Source organism: Arthrobacter zhaoxinii (assembly GCF_025244925.1).
Taxonomy (GTDB): Bacteria; Actinomycetota; Actinomycetes; order Actinomycetales; family Micrococcaceae; genus Arthrobacter_B; species Arthrobacter_B zhaoxinii.
This window is the reverse complement of sequence record NZ_CP104275.1, coordinates 2,977,236-2,997,453: the sequence shown is the minus strand read 5'-3', so window position 1 is coordinate 2,997,453 and position 20,218 is coordinate 2,977,236. Positions and strand designations below refer to the sequence as shown.

Sequence of the window (20,218 nt, the reverse complement as noted above, 5' to 3'; positions counted from 1 at the left end):
ATCGATAAAAAGCCCGGGAGATCATAGTGCTGTTTGTGCTCACCGTTTTGTTTGCGGTGGCATTGGTTGCGCCCTTGTTGTTCCGGAAGGTCGGACGGTCTGCGTTTTACATTCTGGCGGCCTTCCCCGCTGCGGCATTCATCTGGCTGATGGCCACGTTCCCCCGGTATACCGGTGCAGACCAAACACTGGCCTCCGGCGCCCCGAACGCGCCGCCGTCGGTCACCATCCCCTGGATTCCCGAGCTCCGGGTGGAGCTTGCCTTCCGGATGGACACGCTCTCAGCGGTCCTGTCCATCCTGATCCTCGGTGTAGGCGCGCTGGTCCTTTTCTACTGCGCCCGGTACTTCCGGCCCAATGATCCAAAGATGGGCAGCTTCGGCGCACAGCTGCTGGCGTTTGCCGCCGCCATGTTCGGCCTGGTTACGTCAGATGACCTGATTCTGCTGTTCATCTTCTGGGAACTGACCACCATCCTGTCCTACCTGCTGATCGGGTACTCCGCGCACCGGCTCTCCGCCCGCCGCGCAGCTCTGCAGGCATTGATCGTCACCACCTTCGGCGGCCTGGCGATGCTGGTCGGCATGATCGTGCTCGGCACCGTCGCCGGAACCTACCGGATCTCCGAAATTCTGGTGCTGGCACCCGAACTGGTCGCTTCCGGGACACTGGTCAATGTTGCCATTGCGCTTCTGCTGATCGGCGCCGTCTCCAAATCCGCTTTGGTGCCCTTCCACTTCTGGCTGCCCGCAGCCATGGCTGCTCCCACCCCGGTCAGTGCCTACCTGCACGCCGCGGCGATGGTGAAGGCGGGCATCTACCTGATCGCCAGGCTCGCACCCGGGTTCTCCGAGACGCTGCTGTGGCACCCCATCGTGCTGGTCCTGGGACTGACGACCATGCTGCTGGGCGGCTGGCGTGCCCTGCGCCAGTTCGATATCAAGCTGATCCTCGCCTACGGCACCGTCAGCCAGCTCGGTTTCCTCACGCTGGTGGTCGGGCTGGGCAGCCGGGAAGCCGCCGTCGCCGGCATGGGCCTGCTCCTGGCCCACGGGTTCTTCAAGGCCACGCTGTTCCTGGTGGTTGGAATCATTGACCACCAGGCCGGCACCCGTGACATCCGCAAACTGTCCGGAATCTTCCGCGCAGCACCGAAACTCGCCGTCGTCGCCGTGATCGGTGCAGCGTCCATGGCCGGCGTGCCCCCGCTGCTGGGCTTTGTGGCGAAGGAATCCGTCTACGAGACCTTCGTGCATTACGGCGAGCAGCAGGGCACCTTCGCTGCCTGGGCCCTGCTGGCCGGCGTAGTGACCGGGTCCATCCTTACCTTTGCCTACAGTGCCCGCTTCGTCTGGGGCGCCTTCGCTGCCAAGGAAGGCTGCAAAGCCACTCCCTTCAAGTCCGTTTCCTGGTCCTTCCTGGCAGCTCCGGCCATCCTTGCCGCGGCGACCGTCGCCTTCGGGCTCTGGCCTGCGCCGCTGGATTCGGTGATCGCTTCCTATGCAGACCTTTTCCCGGCGGAGGGTAAGCCCACGCACCTGGCTCTGTGGCACGGCCTGACGCCGGCTCTCGGCCTGACCGTGCTTACCCTCGTCGCCGGTGCCGCCCTGTTCCTGCTGCGCCGCCGGGTGGAGTCCTTCCAGCGGACCGTCGCCTTCCCGCTCGACGCAGAACGGTCCTACCGCGGCAGCATCGGCGTGCTCGACGACGTCGCCGTGTGGATCACCGGCCGGACGCAGCGCGGCTCACTGACGTTCTACCTGTTCGTCATCCTGGCCATGGCGATAGTGACCCCGTTGACGGCACTGTTCCTCCGGTCCGCTCCGTTGCCGGAAAGCTTCCGCTGGTTCGACACCCCGCTGCAGGCCGTGATCGGCGCAGCTGTAGTCCTGGGTGCCGTGGCCGCCGCCCGCGCCACCAAGCGCTTCCTCGCCGTGCTGATGGTTTCGGTCAGCGGCTACGGCATCGCCCTGATCTTCGCCCTGCAGGGTGCCCCGGACCTCGCCCTGACGCAGATGCTCGTCGAGACCATTGTGCTGGTGGCGTTCGTGCTGGCACTGCGGTCCCTGCCGGCCCGGCTGTGGAAGCGTGAACCCAAGCGCCACCGGCTGCTGAGGGCCCTGCTCGGCATCGCCTTCGGCGCCAGCATGGTTGTGTTTGCCATGACCGCCATGGCCTCCCGCGTGGCCGCCCCCGTCTCCCTCGATTTCCCGCAGCTGGCCTACGAGGGCGGCGGCGGCTCCAACATTGTCAACGTCACCCTGGTGGACATCCGCGCCTGGGACACGTTTGGTGAAATCACCGTGCTCGCCATCGCGGCCACGGGTCTTGCCTCCCTGATCTTCGTCCGCGGACGCGGCGACAAGCGGCGCCGGGCCGAAGGAGTGGCCACCGGTTCCGTGGATCGGGGACAGGAGCGGTTTGCCCCCACCGGCCGCCGCCAGGCCACCCTCGCCCTGGCCCGGAAATTCTCCAGCGCCGGCCGTGACGCCTGGCTGGTGGCCGGCCGGACGCTGGCACCCGAGCGCCGGTCCATCATCTTCGAGGTGATTACCCGGCTGCTGTTCCACTCCGTGATCCTGTTCTCGGTCTACCTGCTGATTGCCGGCCACAACCTGCCGGGCGGCGGCTTCGCCGGCGGGCTGATGGCGGGACTTGCACTGACCATCCGCTATCTGGCCGGCGGGCGTTTCGAGCTGGCAGAGGCCAGCCCGGTCAGCGCAGGCACGCTCCTGGGCGGCGGCTTGGGCGTCATCGCCCTGTCGGCCGCGGCACCGCTGTTCTTCGGCGGGCAGATCCTGCAGAGCGCCATCCTGAAGTTCACCTGGCCGGTCTTCGGGGAAATCAAATTCGTCACCTCCACGATCTTCGACATCGGCGTCTACCTGGTGGTCGTGGGACTGGTGCTGGATGTCCTGCGCAGCCTGGGTTCCGAGATCGACGAGCGCAGCGAGGCCGACGCCGATGACGACGCCGACGCCGAAGACGACAGCATTGTGGAGGAACCCCAGATCCTGGATATTGCGACCAGCCCCGAGGCCGGCTCCCGTCCCGAAGAGGAAGAGGTGGCCCGGTGACTGTGAACCTCACCCTCCTCCTGGTGATGGGGTGCCTGTACGCGGCCGGCATCTATCTGCTGCTTGAGCGAAGCCTGACCCGGGTGGTGCTTGGCCTGGCCATGCTGACCAACGCCACGAACATCCTGCTCCTGGCCACGGGCGGACCTGCCGGGCTGGCGCCGATCTTCAACAAGGACATCGCCGCGGATGCCTACAACGATCCGCTCCCGCAGGCGTTCATCCTGACCTCGATCGTGATTTCCTTCTCGGTCACCGCCTTTATGCTCGGCATCATCTACCGGTCCTGGATCCTGGGCCGGCAGGACGAGGTCCAGGACGACCTCGAGGACCGCCGGGTAGCAAGCCAGAGCAGCTTCGATGCCGAAGATGACGCAGACGTTCCGGAGGACACCACGGAATTCACACCGCCGGAGGAAGCCGAAGAGGCTCCCGGCTCCCAGCGCGGCAACACACCAAACGAACCGGAGGTGACCCGATGAACACAGCCAGCCTTGCTCCGCTGGCGGTGGTGCTCCCGGTCTTCGGTGCCGCCCTCGCGTTCATCCTGATCCGCCACCAGCGCTCCCAGCGGGTAGTGAGCATCAGCATCCTCAGCGTCACCCTGATGCTGGAAGTCATCCTGCTGGGGTCTGTCTGGGAATCCGGTGCGCAGGCCGTGAACCTGGGCGCCTGGCTTCCGCCGTTCGGCATCACCATGGTGGTGGACCAGTTCTCCGCGCTGATGCTGGTGGTCTCGTCAGCGATCAGCCTCTCCGTCCTGATTTACGCCGCCGGCCAGGGTATGGCCGACGGCGACGAAGACGGACCGATTTCCATCTTCCACCCCACCTACCTGATCCTGGTGGCCGGGGTGTCCAACGCCTTCCTTGCCGGGGATCTGTTCAACCTGTATGTCGGCTTCGAGATTCTGCTGACCGCCAGTTACGTGCTGATGACCCTGGGCGGCACCACGCCGCGGATCCGGGCAGGTGTGACCTACGTGGTGGTCAGCGTGGTGTCCTCGCTGCTGTTCCTGATTTCCATCGCGATGATCTACGCGGCCACCGGCACGGTGAACATGGCGGACCTGGCGCTGAAACTCGGTGACCTGGACCCGGCGACACAGTTGATGCTGCACCTGATGCTGCTGGTGGCATTCGGCATCAAGGCCGCGATCTTCCCGCTGTCATTCTGGCTGCCCGACTCCTATCCCACCGCGCCGGCCCCGGTCACTGCAGTGTTCGCCGGCCTGCTGACCAAGGTGGGTGTCTACGCCATGGTCCGCACCGAAACCCTGCTCTTCCCCGGAGACCGGATCAATACCCTGCTGATGGTGGTGGCGGGACTGACCATGCTGGTGGGCATTCTGGGTGCCCTGGCCCAGACCGATATCAAACGAATGCTCTCCTTCACCCTGGTCAGCCACATCGGCTACATGGTGTTCGGCCTCGCGGTGGCCTCCGTGGCGGGCATCGGTTCCACCGTGTTCTACGTGGTGCACCACATTACGGTGCAGACCTCGTTGTTCCTGGTCACGGGTCTGATCGAACGCCGCGGGGGCACGGCAAACATGGACCGGCTCGGCGGGCTGGCCCGGCTGTCACCCCTGCTGGCCGTGCTGTACTTCATTCCGGCCATCAACCTGGCCGGCATCCCGCCGTTCTCCGGCTTCCTGGGCAAGCTCGGCCTCATGCAGGCCGGTGTGGGGCTCGGCACCCCGCTGGCCTACGTTCTGGTGGGTGCCGGTGCAGCCACCAGCCTGCTGACCCTGCTGGTCATGGCACGGGTCTGGAACCGGGCCTTCTGGCGGACCCCCGAGGATGCCGTGCACCCGGATCCGATCCTGCTGGCAACGAGTGCGGACGGCTCCAGCCTGCGCAGCTCGGAGAATGTCACCGAGCATTCCACCGGCCGGTTCTCCGGACGGGACTCCGTGGATCTGCTGCCGCGGACCATGGTGTACCCGACGGTGGGCCTGGTGGCCTTGGGCGTTGCCCTGACAGTGGCCGCCGGACCGCTGTTTGCGCTTAGCGATGGAACCGCACGGGACCTGCTGGACCGCACCCCTTACATTGAGGCCGTCCTAGGCGAGGGGGCAGCCCAGTGACCAAGGAAGCACGCATGCGTAACCGCTCCCGCGTTCCCCTGCTGCAGGAGCTGCCCCTGCTGATCTGGCTGGTGTTCCTGTGGGGAGCGCTGTGGCAGGACTTCAGTGCCGGCAACCTGGTCTTCGGGGCAGTGATCGCGTTCTTCGTAGCGAACATCTTCTACCTCCCGCCCGTGGAACTCAGCGGCAGGTTCAACCCGTTCTACGGGATGATCTTCGCCGGACGCTTCCTCTGGCAGCTGGTACAGGCCAGCTTCCACGTGTTCTGGCTGGCGGTCTTCCGCGGTCCGCGGATCCGCAACGGAGTGATCGGGGTGAAGCTGCGCAGCAGGTCGGACCTGCTGGTCACTGCCACCGGCCACGTACTGTCGCTGATTCCGGGCTCGCTGATTGTCGACGTCGACCGTTCCACCTCGACCCTGTATCTGCACGCACTGAACGTGTCCACGGCGGAGCAGGCGGAAAAGGTGCGGGCCGATGCGCTGGATGCGGAGGCCTGGCTGATCCGGACGCTGGGAACCAAAGAGGAGCTGGCCGCACTGCGTGCCGAAACCGTGCAGACACGGGAACGAAAGATTGGAGGCCGGGCATGATGGGCGCAGTAGTGGTGGCGGTGTCCGTCATGCTGGCCGTGGCCGGTGCCGGTGCCATTTACCGGATTGCCCGCGGCCCCTCGATCCTTGACCGGGTGCTGGCCTCGGACGTACTGCTGGCGATTGTGGGTGCCGCCCTGATGACGGACATGATCGTTTACCGCAACCTGGACTATCTGGCCCTGCTGGTTGCCATTTCCCTCATCGGCTTCATCGGGTCCGTGACGGTTGCCCGCTTCGTGACGGACAGGCGGTAGGACCGTGGAAGAAACCGTTTATGACGTGATCACGGCCGTGCTGATGCTCGGCGGTGCCCTGATGTCCCTGGCCGCGGCCATCGGCCTGATCCGGTTCCCGGACCTGCTCAGCCGCATGCACGCAGCCACCAAGCCCCAGGTTCTCGGGCTGCTGCTGTTCCTGCTGGCGATGGCCGTGGAATTCCGGAGCTGGAAGCTGCTGCCGGTCCTGGCCGTGGTGTGGATCTTCATGCTCCTGACGGCCCCCGTCTCCGCCCACATGGTCGGCCGCGCCGGCTACCGGACCAAGCACCTGCGGCCCGAGCTGCTGATCATCGACGAGCTCGACGACGTCGTCGAACGTGCCCAGCGCCTGCTCCGGGAAGCCGAAGAGGATGCCCTGGAAGACGAAGACGATGATCCGCGCGTGGACGATGATCCGCGGCACGGCTACACCGGGGAGCTCGACGACGACGAGCTGCTGCGTGCCCGCGGAACCGCGGGGGACGCGTTAAACAGCGACGCCCAGCGCCGGGGGAAAAACCCCGAGGGCTGAGCGCAGCTCCTCCACCCGGGGGCGGAGGCAGGAAAATCGAAGGCTTAGACGATTTCCGGCGTCTTCTGGTAGCGCTGAATGGCGCGCTGCGTGCCGCGGTTGGTCAGCACGCGGATGACCTGGCTGACGGCACCGGAAACCACGGCGAAGGCCACGGCGGAACGGAGGCTGTTCTCCAGGCTGCCTTCGGCGTCCTTGGGCGGCTCGTTGCCGGTGGCCTTGGTCCAGGCGAAGTCCAGCACCTTGGCGGCGACGATACCGGAGAGGATGCTCGCTCCGGTTCCAAGCAGTTTGAGGATCAGGTTCATGAATACTCCTAGCTTCGGGCGTTTTTCCTAACCCTACGGTACCGGTTTGCCCGTCGCCGGATCCGGGGTGCGTGTGTAGAGTGGAATCGCAAACATACGACAGGGGAGCGCCGTCCCGCAGCAGGTCTTCGGACCGCAAAGGATAAGGCGCTGAGAGTGCGGATATCCGCAGACCCTCGAACCTGATCCGGTTAGTACCGGCGAAGGGAGTCGAGAGCTCAGGGACATTCCCCGTTGACCGGCAACGGTCCACGGGGAAGGGTGCCGGTTTACCGGTGCAGCATCACCCTCCCCTCCTGACATCAGGAGGACATTCATGAAAGACCAATCCGCGGCACTCCGCCGCACCCGGCCTGCAGCTTCACGGCGTTCCTGGCGGGTGGTGGACATAGTTGTCGCTTCCGTCCTTGCCGTGGCTGTGGGCGTCATCTTCTGGGCCTGGTCCCTGGGGTATGCCGGGATCAGCGCACTCACCGCGGTGTTTCCGCCGCTCGCCGGGCTCTACACCGGCGGCTGGCTGATTGCCGGGGTGCTGGGCGGGCTCGTCATCCGCAAACCCGGTGCAGCGATCTACTGCGAAATGCTGGCCGCGGCCGTGTCGGGCGTGCTGGGCACGCAGTTCGGCCTCTCCGTCCTGCTTTCGGGCTTCCTGCAGGGCCTGGGCGCCGAACTGGTGTTCCTGCTGTTCCTGTACCGGCGGTTCTCCCTTCCCGTGGCACTGCTGGCCGGGCTGGGCTCCGGCCTGTTCCTCGGCCTCAGCGAAAACATCCTGTACAACGTGGAGTGGGCAGCGCAGTGGCAGCTGCTGTACGTCCTGCTCACCTGCGTCTCCGGCGCGGTTATTGCCGGCGGGCTGTCCTGGCTGGCGGTCCGTGCCCTGGCCCGGACGGGTGCCCTTGCACCGTTCGCGTCGGGCCGGACAGGTACGGCGTGACGGTGCTTTTCCGCAGGAAGGGCGGCCGTAGCCGCCCGCCTGCTTCAGAGTCCGCTGCCCCGCTCCCGGACGGGTTCCCGGAATCCCGGCGGCGTTCGGGCCCGGCTGCGGTGGCGGCGCAGGGGTGGGGTTGGCGGCACGGGGGACGGACCGGCCCGGCGGTGTCCGGGCTTGACCTGGCTATTTCCCCTGGCGAGCGCGTCCTGCTGCTGGGAGCGTCGGGCGCCGGAAAGTCCACGCTCCTGCACGCCCTGGCCGGTGTGCTGGGCCCGGACACCGGCGGGGAGGAACACGGGACGCTAACGCTCGACGGCGTCCACCCGGCGGACCCGGCTGCCCGCGGCAGGACCGGGCTGGTCCTGCAGGATCCGGAGTCCCAGACCGTCCTGTCCCGGGTAGGGGACGAAGTGGCGTTCGGTGCGGAGAACCTCGCGGTCCCGGCCGAGGAGATCTGGCCGCGGGTGCGTTCGGCACTGGCCGACGTCGGACTGGAGGTTCCGCTGGACCGCTCCACGGCCGCGCTCTCGGGCGGGCAGAAGCAGCGCCTGGCGCTGGCATCCGTCATGGCCATGGAGCCGGGCCTGCTGCTGCTCGACGAGCCCACCGCCAATCTGGACCCGGACGGTGTGGGCGAAATCCGCGACGCCGTGACCCGGGTGCTCGACCGCACGGGTGCCACGCTGATTGTGGTTGAGCACCGGGTGGATGTCTGGGCCGGCGTCGTGGACCGGGTAGTGGTCCTTGCCGCCGGAGGAGGGGTCCTCGCGGACGGTCCGCCGGAACAGGTACTGGGGGATCCGGGGCACCGGAGCACCCTGGCCGAATCCGGCGTCTGGCTTCCCGGTACCGCCCCGGAAATCCCGGGCGGCCCCTGGACCCCTCCCGCAGCCGGCCCCCTGCTGCTGGAGGCCCGGGGACTGGCCGTTGCCCGTTCCGGCCGCGGTCCCGCCGTGCTGTCCGGAGCAGACCTGGCCCTGGCCGCCGGAACCGCCGTCGGCATCACGGGACCCAACGGAGCCGGCAAGTCCACGCTTGCCCTGACCCTGGGCGGACTGCTCCGGCCGCGGAAAGGCACCCTGGCCGCAGCGCCGGCGCTGGCCGGAACCGCCCGCCCGGAACCGGGCCGCTGGACCTCGGCACAGCTTGTGGGCCGCATCGGCACCGTCTTCCAGGAACCCGAACACCAGTTCCTGACCAACACCGTGCGGGATGAGCTCGCGTTCGGGCCCCGGCGGCTGAAGCAGGACACGGACGGGCAGGTGCTGGCCAAGGTGCAGCTGCTGGCCGAACGGCTCCGGCTGGACGGGCTGCTCGAAGCCAACCCGTTCACGCTCTCGGGCGGGGAGAAGCGGCGGCTGTCCGTAGCCACCATGCTGGCCACGGAACCGTCCATCCTGCTGCTGGATGAACCGACCTTCGGGCAGGATGCCCGGACCTGGGCGGAACTCGTGGCACTGCTGCGCGGGCAGCTGGCCGAGGGGTGCTGCGTGGTTTCCGTTACGCACGACGCCGAGTTTATCGAGGCCCTCGCCTCCCGGAACCTGCGGGCGGCGGACGGGGTGCTGGCAGCCGCTGCCGGTACTCCCGCCGACGGCGCGGCTCCGGCCGGTCCTGCCGACGGTGCGGGTACGGCACGCAATGCGCAGGTGCGGCAGTGAGCGCCGCGGTGGCCGGGGCGCCTGCCCGTCCCGCAGGGACTTTCCTCGCCCGTGCCAACCCGCTGTCCAAGCTCGCCTCGGCGATACTCCTGACACTGGCGGTGCTGATCACGGTGGACTGGGTGAGCGCCGCCGTCGTCCTCACCGCCGAACTGGCCCTGCTGCCGCTGCTGCACATCCGGGTGTCTACGCTGGTGCGGCGGATCTGGCCGCTGCTGGCCGCGGCACTGATTGGCGCGTGGGGCACTGCGCTGCTGGCGGAAAAGACCGGAACGGTGCTGTTGGACGCAGGCCCGCTGATGTTCACCTCCGGGTCAGTGGGCGCGGGCATCGCCATCGGGCTGCGCGGCCTGGCGATTGCCCTGCCGGGAATCTACCTGCTGACCACCACCGACCCCACCGACCTGGCCGATGCCCTGGCACAGAAGCTGCGCCTGCCGCACCGCTTTGTGCTCGGGGCGTTGGCCGCCATGCGCCTGGTGGGACTGCTCGTGGAGGAATGGCGCACCATCGGCCTGGCCCGTCACGCCCGCGGCGCCGGACCCGACGCCGGGGGAGCGGCCCGTCTCCGGGGTTTCGCCGGGCAGTCCCTGGCGCTGCTGGTCCAGGCGATCCGCCGGGCCACCCGGCTCGCGACGGCGATGGAAGCGCGCGGCTTCGGAGCAGCGGAGCGCACCTGGGCACGGACCTCGACCTTCAGCAGCATCGACGGCATCGTTTTGGCGGCGGGGGTGGTTGTCTCGGCCGCGGCTGTGGCAGCCGCGGCGGCGGCCGGGACGTTCAACTTCATCCTGACCTGAGGCCTTCCCGGGACGAGTCTCCCGCCGGGTTAGAGGGCCGCGTCCGCCAGCCGGGCCAGTTCGCTGTTCAGTGCCGCGGAGAACGGCAGCTCGCGGCCGTCGATGGAGCGCACCGGCACCAGCAGCCGGATGCTGGAGACCAGCCAGACGCCGTCGGCGGCGAACAGGTCCTCGGGCACCAGCGGCCCGTACCCCAGTTCCCAGCCGGCTGCCTCGGCGGCCTTGAACAGGGCATCCTGCGTGGTTCCGGCCAGGATGCCGCTCCTGCGTTCGGGGGTCAGCAGGGTGCGGACGCCGTTCCGTTCGCGGGCGAGCACCACCGTGGACGTGGGTCCCTCGAGCACCTTGCCGTCGGAGGAGGTGAAGATGGCGTCGTCGGCACCGTGCTGCCGTGCGTAGCGGAGGGCCGCCATGTTCACGGCGTAGGACAACGTCTTGGCGCCGAGCAGCAGCCACGGCGCGCGGGCGGCGGACAGGCTGTCGTAACCGCGGTCCAGGAGCAGGACCTTGATGCCCGCCTCGCGCTGCGCCGCGGCATCGGGGGCAACGGTCACCTGCACCCACGCGGTGGGTGCGGCGGCACCCTCAACGCCGCGGGTCACCACAAGTTTCACCGCTGCGCGGCCGGCGTGGCCGGCGTCGTCGGCCTCAGCTTCTGCATGCAGTGCCAGCGCAGTGGCGATGGCACGTTCCCAGGCCTCCCGCGGGGGAATGTCCAGTTCCAGCAGCTGTGCGGAGGATGCCAGCCGGTCCAGGTGGGCATCCGGCTTGCGGGGCACCGAGTCCACGGCCAGCAGGGATTCGAAGATGCCGTCTCCGCGCGTCACCCCCAGGTCATTGATCATCAGCTGGGGCACGCCGGCATCGGCCGGACGCCCGTCGGGGAAGGCGGAATCCAGGAAAACCAGAACAGTCATGGGCCCAGCGTAGCCGCGCAGGCACGGCACCTGCCGCAGGACCGATAGGCTGTCTTGAAGGCGGCATCGGGAGGAGCAAGGGTGTGTGGTGGTCTCTGACCGGTTTTGATCTTTCCGGGTGGACAGCCGTGGTGCTGACCACGGTGGATTACGCGATCCGGATCATCGCCCTGGGCGTGGTCCCCGGCAACCGCCGTCCCACGACGGCGATGGCCTGGCTGTTGTGCATTTTCTTCCTGCCGATCCCGGGCATCATCCTCTTTTCGTTCTTCGGTAACAGCCGGCTTTCCGAGCACCGGGTGAAGCGGCAGGCCGAAATCAGCCGCCTGGTCCGCGAGAACACCAACGAGCTGGAAGCCGAGGGCACCAACTACGACGGCCCCGAGTGGGTCTTGAATGCCGCGCAGCTTAACCGCCGGCTGGGCTCGTTTCCCACCATGGACGGCAACAAGGTTGACCTGCAGCGGGACTACACCGAGTCCATTTCAGAGATGACCGAGGCGGTGAAGAGCGCCAAACGGTACGTCCACGTGGAGTTTTACATCATGGGCTACGACGCCGTCACCCGGGACTTCTTCCGTGCCCTGAGTGACGCAGCCGGACGCGGCGTCACGGTCCGGCTCCTGTTTGACCACATCGGCACGATCCGCATCCCCGGCTACCGGAAGCTGCTGGCCGAACTGCGCGGCAGCGACATCCAGTGGCGTCGGATGCTGCCGGTCAATCCCTTCCGCGGGCGCTGGCGCCGGCCGGACCTGCGCAACCACCGCAAGATCCTGGTGGTGGACGGAGCAGTCGGCTTCACCGGTTCGCAGAACCTGGTGGAGCCGGGGTACAACAAACGACGGAACCGCCGGTCGGGCCGGAAATGGGTGGAGCTGATGGCCCGGGTGGAAGGAGCGGTGGTGGATGAACTCAACGTTGTTTTCGCCACCGACTGGAACGCGGAGACGGACGAAAACCTGGAACGGGAACTGAACCTGTACGACTGGTCCTTCGATCCGGGCAACGTGACCTGCCAGGTGGTGCCCAGCGGTCCCGGGTTCAGCACCGAAAACAACCTGCGCCTCTTCGCCTCCCTTATCTACTCGGCCAGCGACCGCATCTCCATCACCAGCCCGTACTTCGTCCCTGATGACACCCTGCTCTATGCCGTCACGACGGCGGCGCAGCGCGGGGTCGAAGTGGAACTGTTTGTGTCCGAAAAAGGGGACCAGTTCCTGGTGGACCACGCGCAGCGCTCCTACTACGAGGCGCTGCTGCGGGCCGGAGTCCGGATCTACCAGTACCCCAAGCCGCTGGTGCTGCACGCCAAGCACTTCACCATCGACAACGAGGTGGCCGTCCTCGGGTCCAGCAACATGGACATGCGCTCCTTCTCGCTGAACCTGGAAGTGTCGGTCATGATGTTTGACGGCACCATCGTCGAGCAGATGCGCCGCATCGAAGACACCTACCGGGCGCTGTCCAAGGAACTCATCCTGGAGAACTGGGTGGGCCGGCCGGTGTGGCAGCGGTACATCGACAACGTGGCCCGGCTGACCGCGACCCTGCAGTAGGTTTCCTTACTCAGCCCGCACATCCGTCGGCGGCCGTTCGGGCTGCAGCCGCGCCAGGACGGTCTTCAGTGCGGCCGCGGCGTCTGTCCCCGGACCCACCAGACGCACGGTGAGATCCGCGGCGGAGGCGGCGTCGTCGTCGGCAGCCCAGCGGCGTTCCTGCGCCGCCCAGCGCTCCCAGTGCGGTGCGTAGGTTCCCCCGTCACGGTCCAGCGCGCAGCGGCGCCGGACGTTTTCCTCACCCTCCACCCAGACCGTGGTGTCCAGCAGGGCACGGGCCCCGCGGTGCGCGGCACCTACGCCTTCGAAGACCACGACGTCGGCAGGTTCCGTGGTGTGCCAGCGGCCGCAGCGGCCGGCGTTCCAGTCCCAGGCCTGCCACCGGGCGGAGCGTCCTTCGGCGAGCGGCCGCAGGATCTCCTCGCGGTAGTAGGTCATTCCCGATTCCAGTCCGTCCCAGCCGGGATAGACGTCCTCCAGATGGAACAGCCGCACGGAGCCGCAGCGGGCCAGGGCAGCGGCAATCCCGGTGGCCAGGGTCGTTTTGCCGGCGCCGGAGAAGCCGTCCACCGCAATGAGCAGGGGCGCGCCGGGTTTAGCGGGCATCGGGGATGCCGCCCGTACACGCGGTCAGGATTCGGAACATTCCTTAACCCTAGCCAGAAAGGGTCAGGCCCGAAGAAGCAGCTCCCCGCAGGGAATCAGGAACCAGCCGTCCGGGGCTGCGGCCCACTCCTTCCAGCCCGCGGCAAGCCGTTCCAGCAGCTGCCGGTCCGCCAGCCCGCGCTCCTGCGCCTGTTCGGCGAAGGCGGAGTGCAGTACGCGTTCGGACCAGGAGTCCGCGTGCCGGCGCCGCTCTTCCGGCGCTGCGTAGAGCCAGTTGGACGAGGACGGGGCGATGTCGGTGAAGCCGGCCTCGAGTGCCCATCCGAGCAGGTGCCTGCCGGCATCGGGCTCGGCGGAATTCCCGCGGGCTATCTCCTGGTAGACCGCCATCCATTGAGCCAGCTCCGGCGTGGGCGGATGCCAGATCATGCCGGAGAAATCGGCGTCGCGCACCGCCACCAGCCCGCCCGGCCTGGCAACCCGGCGCATTTCCCGCAGCGCGGCCACCGGATCCATCAGGTGCTGGAGCACCTGGTGGGCGTGGACAATGTCGAAGGTTTCGTCCGGGAAGTCGAGGTCGTAGACATTGCCGGCGGTAAAGGAGGCATTGGCCAGACCCCGTCCGGCCGCCCGGGACCGGGCGGAGACAAGGACGTCTTCCGAGGAATCCAGGCCCACCACCGGTCCCGGAGCCACGAGCGCCGCAAAGTCGGCGGTGATGCTGCCCGGTCCGCAGCCGACGTCGAGCACGCTCATCCCGGACGTCAGCTCCGGCAGCAGATACGCAGCGCAGTCCTGCGCGGTGCGGACGGCATGGGCATCCACCACGCTGCGGTGATGGCCGTGGGAATAGGTTTCGGAAGCCATGGCAGGACCCTACCGCCCGCCGGGCCGGAGAGCGGGAAACGGCGGCGGCCGTGTTCCGCAGCTGCCCGGGTCAAAGTTGAGCGTTGGTGGCTCAAGTTTGTTGACAAAGAAATACTGCCGAGTAAAGTTGAGTGTAGAACGCTCAATCGCTCTCCATGGCAGTCCGCGGAGCCGGCCTACTGGTCAGGCAAGGCGGCGAAGCCACGGGATGCGGGTTTTCCAAGGAAAGAGGAAGCAAATATGTCACGTGCAGTAGGTATTGACCTCGGTACTACCAACTCGGTTGTTTCGGTTCTGGAAGGCGGCGAGCCCACGGTTATCGCCAACGCCGAAGGCGGCCGCACCACTCCGTCCGTCGTAGCCTTCGCCAAGTCCGGCGAAGTCCTGGTCGGCGAGATCGCCAAGCGCCAGGCAGTCAACAACATTGACCGCACCATCGCTTCCGTCAAGCGCCACATGGGCACCGACTGGAACGTAGACGTGGACGGCAAGAAGTACACCGCCCAGGAAATCTCCGCCCGCATCCTGATGAAGCTGAAGAACGACGCCGAGGCCTACCTCGGTGAGAAGGTCACGGACGCCGTGGTCACCGTTCCCGCCTACTTCAACGATGCCGAGCGCCAGGCCACCAAGGAAGCCGGCGAGATTGCCGGCCTGAACGTGCTGCGCATCGTCAACGAGCCCACCGCAGCTGCCCTGGCCTACGGCCTGGACAAGGGCAAGGAAGACGAGCTCATCCTCGTCTTCGACCTCGGCGGCGGCACCTTCGACGTCTCCCTGCTGGAAGTCGGCAAGGACGAAGACGAATTCTCCACCATCCAGGTCCGCTCCACGGCCGGTGACAACCGCCTCGGCGGCGACGACTGGGACCAGCGGATTGTCGATTACCTGCTGAGCCAGGCCAAGGCCAAGGGTGCGGATCTGTCCAAGGACAAGATCGCCCTGCAGCGCCTGAAGGAAGCAGCGGAGCAGGCCAAGAAGGAACTCTCCTCGGCCACCTCCACCAACATCTCCCTGCAGTACCTCTCGGTCACCCCCGAAGGCCCGGTCCACCTGGACGAGCACCTGTCGCGCGCCAAGTTCCAGGACCTGACCAAGGACCTGCTGGACCGCACCAAGAAGCCGTTCCAGGATGTCATCAGCGAAGCCGGCATCAAGGTTTCCGACATCGACCACATCATCCTCGTGGGCGGTTCCACCCGCATGCCTGCCGTCTCCGAACTGGTGAAGGAACTGGCCGGCGGCCAGGAGCCGAACAAGGGCGTGAACCCGGACGAGGTTGTAGCCGTTGGCGCAGCCCTGCAGGCCGGTGTGCTGAAGGGCGAGCGCAAGGACGTCCTGCTCATCGACGTCACCCCGCTGTCCCTCGGCATTGAAACCAAGGGCGGTGTGATGACCAAGCTGATCGAGCGCAACACGGCCATCCCGACCAAGCGCAGCGAGACCTTCACCACCGCGGATGACAACCAGCCGTCCGTGGCCATCCAGGTCTTCCAGGGCGAGCGTGAGTTCACCCGCGACAACAAGCCGCTGGGCACGTTCGAGCTGACCGGTATTGCTCCGGCTCCGCGCGGCGTTCCGCAGATCGAGGTCACGTTCGACATCGACGCCAACGGCATTGTGCACGTGTCCGCCAAGGACAAGGGCACCGGCGCCGAGCAGTCCATGACCATCACCGGCGGTTCTTCCCTGAACAAGGAAGACATCGACCGCATGGTCCGTGAAGCCGAAGAGCACGCCGCCGAGGACAAGAAGCGCCGCGAGGCAGCAGACATCCGCAACTCGGCCGAGCAGCTCGCCTACTCGGTGGACAAGCTCCTCACCGACAATGACGACAAGCTGCCGGACAACGTCAAGACCGAGGTCAAGTCCGACGTCGACGCGCTGAAGAAGGCGCTCGAGGGCACGGACAACGACGACGAGGTCAAGACTGCGTTTGAGAAGCTGCAGGCTTCCCAGACCAAGCTGGGCGAAGCTATCTACGCCTCCGCCTCCGCCGCCGGTGCCGAAGGCGCCCCCGGTGCTGCTGACGGTGCTCCGGCTGACGGTGCTGCTGCAGGCAGCGCCGCCGGTGACGAAGACATCGTTGACGCCGAAGTTGTCGACGACGAAGAAAAGAAGTAATCGTGGCGGCGGAAAACGAGCACGGGAACACTCCCGAAGGTGAAGAGCCTGTAAACGGCCAGGACACTCCCGGCTCGGGCGAGACCGCGGATTCCGCCAACGGTGCCGCGGCAGGGGAGGAAGCTTCGGCTTCCGCCCCGGCCGCCGGGGCCGACGGAGATGCACTCTCCCAGGCGGAGCAGATCCTGAACAACGCCGACGTGCCGGCCCAGCCTGCCGCGTCCGGTTCACCGGAGGCAGCGGAACTGCGCAACGACCTGCTGCGCCTGCAGGCCGAGTACGTGAACTACCGCAAGCGGGTGGAACGCGACCGCGACGTCGCACGGGACATGGCAGTCATCGGTGTGCTGAACTCACTGATGCCTGTTCTGGACGACATCGACGCGGCACGCCAGCACGGCGACCTGGCGGAGGGACCCTTCGCTGCGATCGCTGCCAAGCTGGAGAACTCGCTGAAGACGTACGGGCTCAGCCGCATCGATGAGACCGGCGTGGAGTTCGATCCGAACATCCACGAGGCACTCATCCAGCAGCAGAGTGCGGACGTCACGTTCGATACAGTCACGCAGATCCTGCGGGCCGGCTACAAGTCCGGTGAGCGGGTCCTGCGTGCGGCGCAGGTGATTGTTTCGGTACCGGAACAGTAGCTATACCGTGTCCGGGGCCGCAGCACAGCGGCCCCGGACATTTTTCCATCGGCAGGTCCCGCAGCAGGGGCAAGCAGGCCCGGCAGCCGTGTTTCCACGGCAACGCAGCGGGATCGGCACATGAGGAAGGGACACCAATTGGCTAGTCAGGATTGGGTCGATAAGGACTTTTACAAGATTCTGGGTGTTCCCAAGGATGCGTCCGACGCGGACATCAAGAAGGCGTACCGCAAACTGGCGCGGAAGTACCATCCCGACCAGAACCAGGGCGACGCCAACTCCGAGCGGATGTTCAAGGACCTCTCGGAGGCCTATTCGGTCCTCTCCGACGCGGAGGAACGCCAGCAGTATGACGCCATCCGCGCCATGGGAAGCGGCGCACGGTTCACAGCCGGCGGCGCGCCGGGCGGCGGCGGGGCCGGAGGAGCGGGCTTCGAGGACATCTTCGGGGACCTGTTCGGCCAGACCGCCCGCGGCGGCAGCCGGCGGACTACCTTCAACGCCGGCGGCAGCAACATCCCGCCCGAATTCGCCGACCTCTTCGGCGGCGGCGGGGGATTCGGCGGCGGCGGCTTCGGCGCCCCGCCCCCCACCAAGGGTGCAGACCGTACCGCCAGCACCACCATTTCCTTTGCCGGTTCCATTAACGGAACCGTGATCGGCCTGCGCGAACCCAACGGCGAAGTGGTTGAGGTCCGTGTACCTGCCGGGGTCAAGGACGGGCAGAAGATCCGGGTGCGCGGCAAGGGCCAGCCCGGTGCCGCGGGTGCGGGGGACCTGATGGTCACCGTCCACGTCACGCCGCACGACTTCTTCGCCCGTGAGGGCAACAACATCCGGATCCACGTCCCGGTCTCGTTCCCGGAGGCCGCCCTGGGCGCCACCATTGAGGTGCCTACGCTGACCTCGGACACCGTCCGGCTCAAAGTCCCCGCGGGAACGCCGTCCGGCCGCACCCTGCGGGTCAAGGGGCGGGGCGTGCACACCTCCAAGGGCAACGGAGACCTGCTGGTGACCATCGATGTTGCCGTACCTTCGCACCTGAGCAAGGATGCCCGGGAAGCCGTGGAAGCGTTTGCCGACGCCACCAAGGGCGAGGATCCCCGGATCGCGTTGGCAGCCAAGGCACGGCTCTAGCCCACCGGTTCCGCCGGCCGGAGGGTTATGACAGGGTTACCATTTCAACAGCAGTAAAGGAGGAACAATGGGCATAGACGTCAATGCGCCTATTTTCGTGATCTCCGTTGCCGCTGAGCTCGCGGAAATGCATCCGCAGACCCTCCGGCAGTACGACCGGCTCGGGATTGTGCGCCCCAGCCGGGCGCCCGGCCGCTCACGCCGTTACTCCCAGCGCGACATTGAACTGCTGCGCGAGGTCCAGAAGCTCTCCCAGGAGGGCGTTTCCCTCGAGGGCATCAAGCGGATCATGGAGCTGCAGAACCAGGTCACCGGCCTGCGCCAGCGGGTAGCGGAGCTTTCCACGCAACTCGACGAAGCGCAGCGGCGCTCCTCTGACCGCAGCCGCGTCTTCGCCGCAGGACTGGCCGGCGACGTCGTCACCCTCAGCCGTGGACAGCGCCCGCCCGCGGCCGCCACCGCCGTGCAGCAGCTGGGCCTGGTCTCGCTGATGGAACGCCGGAGCCGGCTGCGCGCGCTTCCCGCCGGCAAGTCCGCAGAACGGGACTACGCCGACGACGGCTACATCCAGTCCCTATAAGGCACCCGCCGTCACAGGGGTTCCGGGCAACGCAGTTCCCCCTGTGGCACAATGCCGGAATGCAGGAAACGCCGGTAGGTAATGTTCAAGCGCTGTACCGCTATCCGGTCAAGTCGACCGCCGGCCAGGCGCTGCGCACCTCCGCTGTGACCGACAGGGGGCTGCTGCATGACCGCCGGTGGGCCGTCTACACCGACGACGGCGGCATCGCCAGCGGCAAGCGGACCCGTCGCTTCCGCCCCGTGCCCGGCCTGATGCAGTGGTCCTCGGTTGTTGAGGACAACGGCATGGACACCGACGCTGCACCACCGCTGCTGCTGAGCCCCGACGGTCTCAGCTACCGTGCGGATGATCCGGCCGCTTCCCGGGCGCTGAGCGCAGCTTTCGGCCGGGAACTGACACTGCGGCCCGAAACCGCTGTCGGACACCACGACGAGACGCCACTGCACCTGGTGACAACATCCTCACTGGCTGCCCTCGAGGCAATGGCCGGTGGTGCGGTGGATGACCGCCGCTTCCGCGCCAACATCGTCATCGACACCGGTTCCCAGCCGGCATTCTGCGAGGACGACTGGGTCGGTGCCGAGCTGGTCCTCGGAGGCGGGGTTATTCTGCGTCTGGGGGAGGGGATGCCGCGCTGCGTGATGATCGACCAGGCGCAGGCCGGTGTCCCGGCCGAGACCAAGGCCCTGACGCTTCTCGGCCGGCACCACTCTACGGAATTCGGTCTGCAGGCTCATGTCCTGCGGACAGGGATGCTGCGGATCGGCGACCCTGTCACCCTTCGCCGCAGCGGGAACCTATAACTGCGGCAGCGGGAAGGCTCAGGCCCCGACGAGTCCGGTTCCGGGCGTCGGTCCCGCCCAGCCGTAGCGCAGCAGTACCGCACCTTTTCCCGAAGTTATCGGTGCCCCGAGCAGCGTCAGTTCCGCGGGCGGGCCGTCCGGAGGGAACAGGCGTTTTCCCGGGCCGACAACCACCGGATTCACCCACAGATTCAGGGAATCGAACATACCCTCCGCGACCAGGGTGCGGCAGAACTCGATGCTCCCGATGACGTGGATTTCCCGGTGCCGCTGCCGTAAACCTGCCAGTGCCGCCGCCAGGTCCCCGTCGAGGAGGTGCGAGTCCCGCCACCGGTCCAGATCCGGGGCTCCCCGGGACGCGACGTATTTGGGGACGGCATCGAACTTGCGGGCAATGCCGGAATTCTCGCCGTCCAGCTGGTGGGGCCAGTAGGCGGCGAAGATGTCGTACGTCTTCCTCCCCAGCAGCAGCGCGTCCATGGAGGAGATGGCCTCGTCCACCTGCGCACCGATGGTTTCATCCAGCAGGGGAGCCTGCCAGCCGCCGAAGGCGAAGCCTCCCTCCAGGTCTTCCTCCGGGCCGCCCGGAGCCTGGGCGACGCCGTCAAGCGTCATATAAAGGTCGATGGAAATCCGGCCGGCCATGGTGCCCTCCCATTGAGTGCTGTACGTACATCCGCGCCGGGCAACATGCTTGCGGTCACGTAATGCAGCTGTCAATGAG

General features: G+C 67.0%; 18 protein-coding genes, 2 pseudogenes and 1 riboswitch. Of the genes and pseudogenes, 15 read left to right on the top strand and 5 right to left on the bottom strand.

The features are described 5' to 3' along the window. Nucleotides 1–26 precede the first annotated feature (26 nt). The 6 genes and pseudogenes from N2K95_RS13960 to mnhG form a co-directional block, all read left to right on the top strand. The gene (locus N2K95_RS13960) at nucleotides 27–3,077 is read left to right on the top strand and encodes a Na+/H+ antiporter subunit A (RefSeq protein ID WP_260652017.1); all 3,051 of its coding nucleotides are present in this window, start codon (nucleotides 27–29) and stop codon (nucleotides 3,075–3,077) included. After that, a complete protein-coding gene (locus N2K95_RS13955) occupies nucleotides 3,074–3,559 on the top strand; it encodes a Na(+)/H(+) antiporter subunit C (RefSeq protein WP_255790840.1) in 486 nt (161 codons plus the stop codon). The genes N2K95_RS13960 and N2K95_RS13955 overlap by 4 nt, the downstream gene beginning before the upstream one ends. After that, entirely contained in the window at nucleotides 3,556–5,166 is a 1,611-nt protein-coding gene (locus N2K95_RS13950) for a Na+/H+ antiporter subunit D (RefSeq protein ID WP_260652016.1), read from the top strand. The genes N2K95_RS13955 and N2K95_RS13950 overlap by 4 nt, the downstream gene beginning before the upstream one ends. A gap of 14 nt (nucleotides 5,167–5,180) precedes the next feature. After that, the gene (locus N2K95_RS13945; protein WP_260652015.1) at nucleotides 5,181–5,759 is read left to right on the top strand and encodes a Na+/H+ antiporter subunit E; all 579 of its coding nucleotides are present in this window, start codon (nucleotides 5,181–5,183) and stop codon (nucleotides 5,757–5,759) included. Beyond that, nucleotides 5,756–6,016, top strand: a complete 261-nt coding sequence (locus N2K95_RS13940; protein WP_255790837.1) for a monovalent cation/H+ antiporter complex subunit F — start codon at nucleotides 5,756–5,758, stop codon at nucleotides 6,014–6,016. Before N2K95_RS13945 ends, N2K95_RS13940 begins: the two co-directional genes overlap by 4 nt. A 43-nt stretch (nucleotides 6,017–6,059) precedes the next feature. Continuing rightward, nucleotides 6,060–6,404: pseudogene (mnhG, locus tag N2K95_RS13935) on the top strand (monovalent cation/H(+) antiporter subunit G); the annotation flags it as partial. Nucleotides 6,405–6,595: 191 nt separating this feature from the next. Here the strand turns inward: mnhG and N2K95_RS13930 are convergent. Continuing rightward, nucleotides 6,596–6,859, bottom strand: coding sequence for a DUF4235 domain-containing protein (locus tag N2K95_RS13930; RefSeq protein ID WP_227919224.1), 264 nt, complete (start codon nucleotides 6,857–6,859; stop codon nucleotides 6,596–6,598). 91 nt (nucleotides 6,860–6,950) lie between these two features. Further along, nucleotides 6,951–7,085, top strand: a riboswitch (TPP riboswitch). A 90-nt stretch (nucleotides 7,086–7,175) separates the two neighbouring features. On the opposite strand from N2K95_RS13930, the gene N2K95_RS13925 reads away from it, so the two are divergent. The 3 genes from N2K95_RS13925 (at nucleotide 7,176) to N2K95_RS13915 (ending at nucleotide 10,251) form a co-directional block, all read left to right on the top strand. After that, a complete protein-coding gene (locus tag N2K95_RS13925; RefSeq protein WP_260652014.1) occupies nucleotides 7,176–7,793 on the top strand; it encodes an ECF transporter S component in 618 nt (205 codons plus the stop codon). Between the two features lie 161 nt (nucleotides 7,794–7,954). Continuing rightward, nucleotides 7,955–9,451 (top strand): ABC transporter ATP-binding protein, encoded by a 1,497-nt coding sequence (locus N2K95_RS13920; RefSeq protein ID WP_313771100.1) that lies wholly within the window; start codon nucleotides 7,955–7,957, stop codon nucleotides 9,449–9,451. Continuing rightward, the gene (locus N2K95_RS13915) at nucleotides 9,448–10,251 is read left to right on the top strand and encodes an energy-coupling factor transporter transmembrane component T family protein (protein ID WP_260652012.1); all 804 of its coding nucleotides are present in this window, start codon (nucleotides 9,448–9,450) and stop codon (nucleotides 10,249–10,251) included. The genes N2K95_RS13920 and N2K95_RS13915 overlap by 4 nt, the downstream gene beginning before the upstream one ends. 29 nt (nucleotides 10,252–10,280) lie before the next feature. On the opposite strand, the gene N2K95_RS13910 is transcribed toward N2K95_RS13915, so the two are convergent. Beyond that, a complete protein-coding gene (locus tag N2K95_RS13910) occupies nucleotides 10,281–11,168 on the bottom strand; it encodes an aminodeoxychorismate lyase (protein WP_260652011.1) in 888 nt (295 codons plus the stop codon). A gap of 83 nt (nucleotides 11,169–11,251) precedes the next feature. On the opposite strand from N2K95_RS13910, the gene cls reads away from it, so the two are divergent. After that, nucleotides 11,252–12,727, top strand: a complete 1,476-nt coding sequence (cls, locus tag N2K95_RS13905; protein WP_407080088.1) for a cardiolipin synthase — start codon at nucleotides 11,252–11,254, stop codon at nucleotides 12,725–12,727. A 6-nt stretch (nucleotides 12,728–12,733) separates the two neighbouring features. On the opposite strand, the gene N2K95_RS13900 is transcribed toward cls, so the two are convergent. Beyond that, entirely contained in the window at nucleotides 12,734–13,333 is a 600-nt protein-coding gene (locus N2K95_RS13900) for a nucleoside/nucleotide kinase family protein (RefSeq protein WP_260652010.1), read from the bottom strand. A gap of 63 nt (nucleotides 13,334–13,396) precedes the next feature. Further along, nucleotides 13,397–14,200, bottom strand: a complete 804-nt coding sequence (locus N2K95_RS13895) for a methyltransferase domain-containing protein (RefSeq protein WP_260652009.1) — start codon at nucleotides 14,198–14,200, stop codon at nucleotides 13,397–13,399. 240 nt (nucleotides 14,201–14,440) lie between these two features. Here N2K95_RS13895 and dnaK point away from each other — a divergent pair, with 240 nt between their 5' ends. The 5 genes and pseudogenes from dnaK (at nucleotide 14,441) to N2K95_RS13870 (ending at nucleotide 19,494) form a co-directional block, all read left to right on the top strand. After that, complete coding sequence (dnaK, locus tag N2K95_RS13890; protein WP_260652008.1) at nucleotides 14,441–16,324, top strand: molecular chaperone DnaK; 1,884 nt, start codon at nucleotides 14,441–14,443, stop codon at nucleotides 16,322–16,324. Nucleotides 16,325–16,326: 2 nt separating this feature from the next. Next, a complete protein-coding gene (locus tag N2K95_RS13885; RefSeq protein WP_255790829.1) occupies nucleotides 16,327–16,971 on the top strand; it encodes a nucleotide exchange factor GrpE in 645 nt (214 codons plus the stop codon). Between the two features lie 138 nt (nucleotides 16,972–17,109). Continuing rightward, on the top strand, nucleotides 17,110–18,108 hold the full coding sequence (locus N2K95_RS13880) for a DnaJ C-terminal domain-containing protein (protein ID WP_255790828.1): 999 nt from the start codon (nucleotides 17,110–17,112) through the stop codon (nucleotides 18,106–18,108). Nucleotides 18,109–18,175: 67 nt separating this feature from the next. Further along, nucleotides 18,176–18,574, top strand: a pseudogene (locus tag N2K95_RS13875) (heat shock protein transcriptional repressor HspR); the annotation flags it as partial. A gap of 173 nt (nucleotides 18,575–18,747) precedes the next feature. Continuing rightward, nucleotides 18,748–19,494 carry an MOSC domain-containing protein gene (locus tag N2K95_RS13870; protein ID WP_260652007.1) on the top strand — a complete coding sequence of 249 codons (747 nt, stop codon included), beginning with the start codon at nucleotides 18,748–18,750 and terminating at the stop codon, nucleotides 19,492–19,494. 18 nt (nucleotides 19,495–19,512) lie between these two features. Here the strand turns inward: N2K95_RS13870 and N2K95_RS13865 are convergent, their stop codons facing one another. Then, nucleotides 19,513–20,139: a dihydrofolate reductase family protein gene (locus N2K95_RS13865; RefSeq protein WP_260652006.1), complete on the bottom strand. Its 627-nt coding sequence runs from the start codon at nucleotides 20,137–20,139 to the stop codon at nucleotides 19,513–19,515. Nucleotides 20,140–20,218 lie beyond the last annotated feature (79 nt).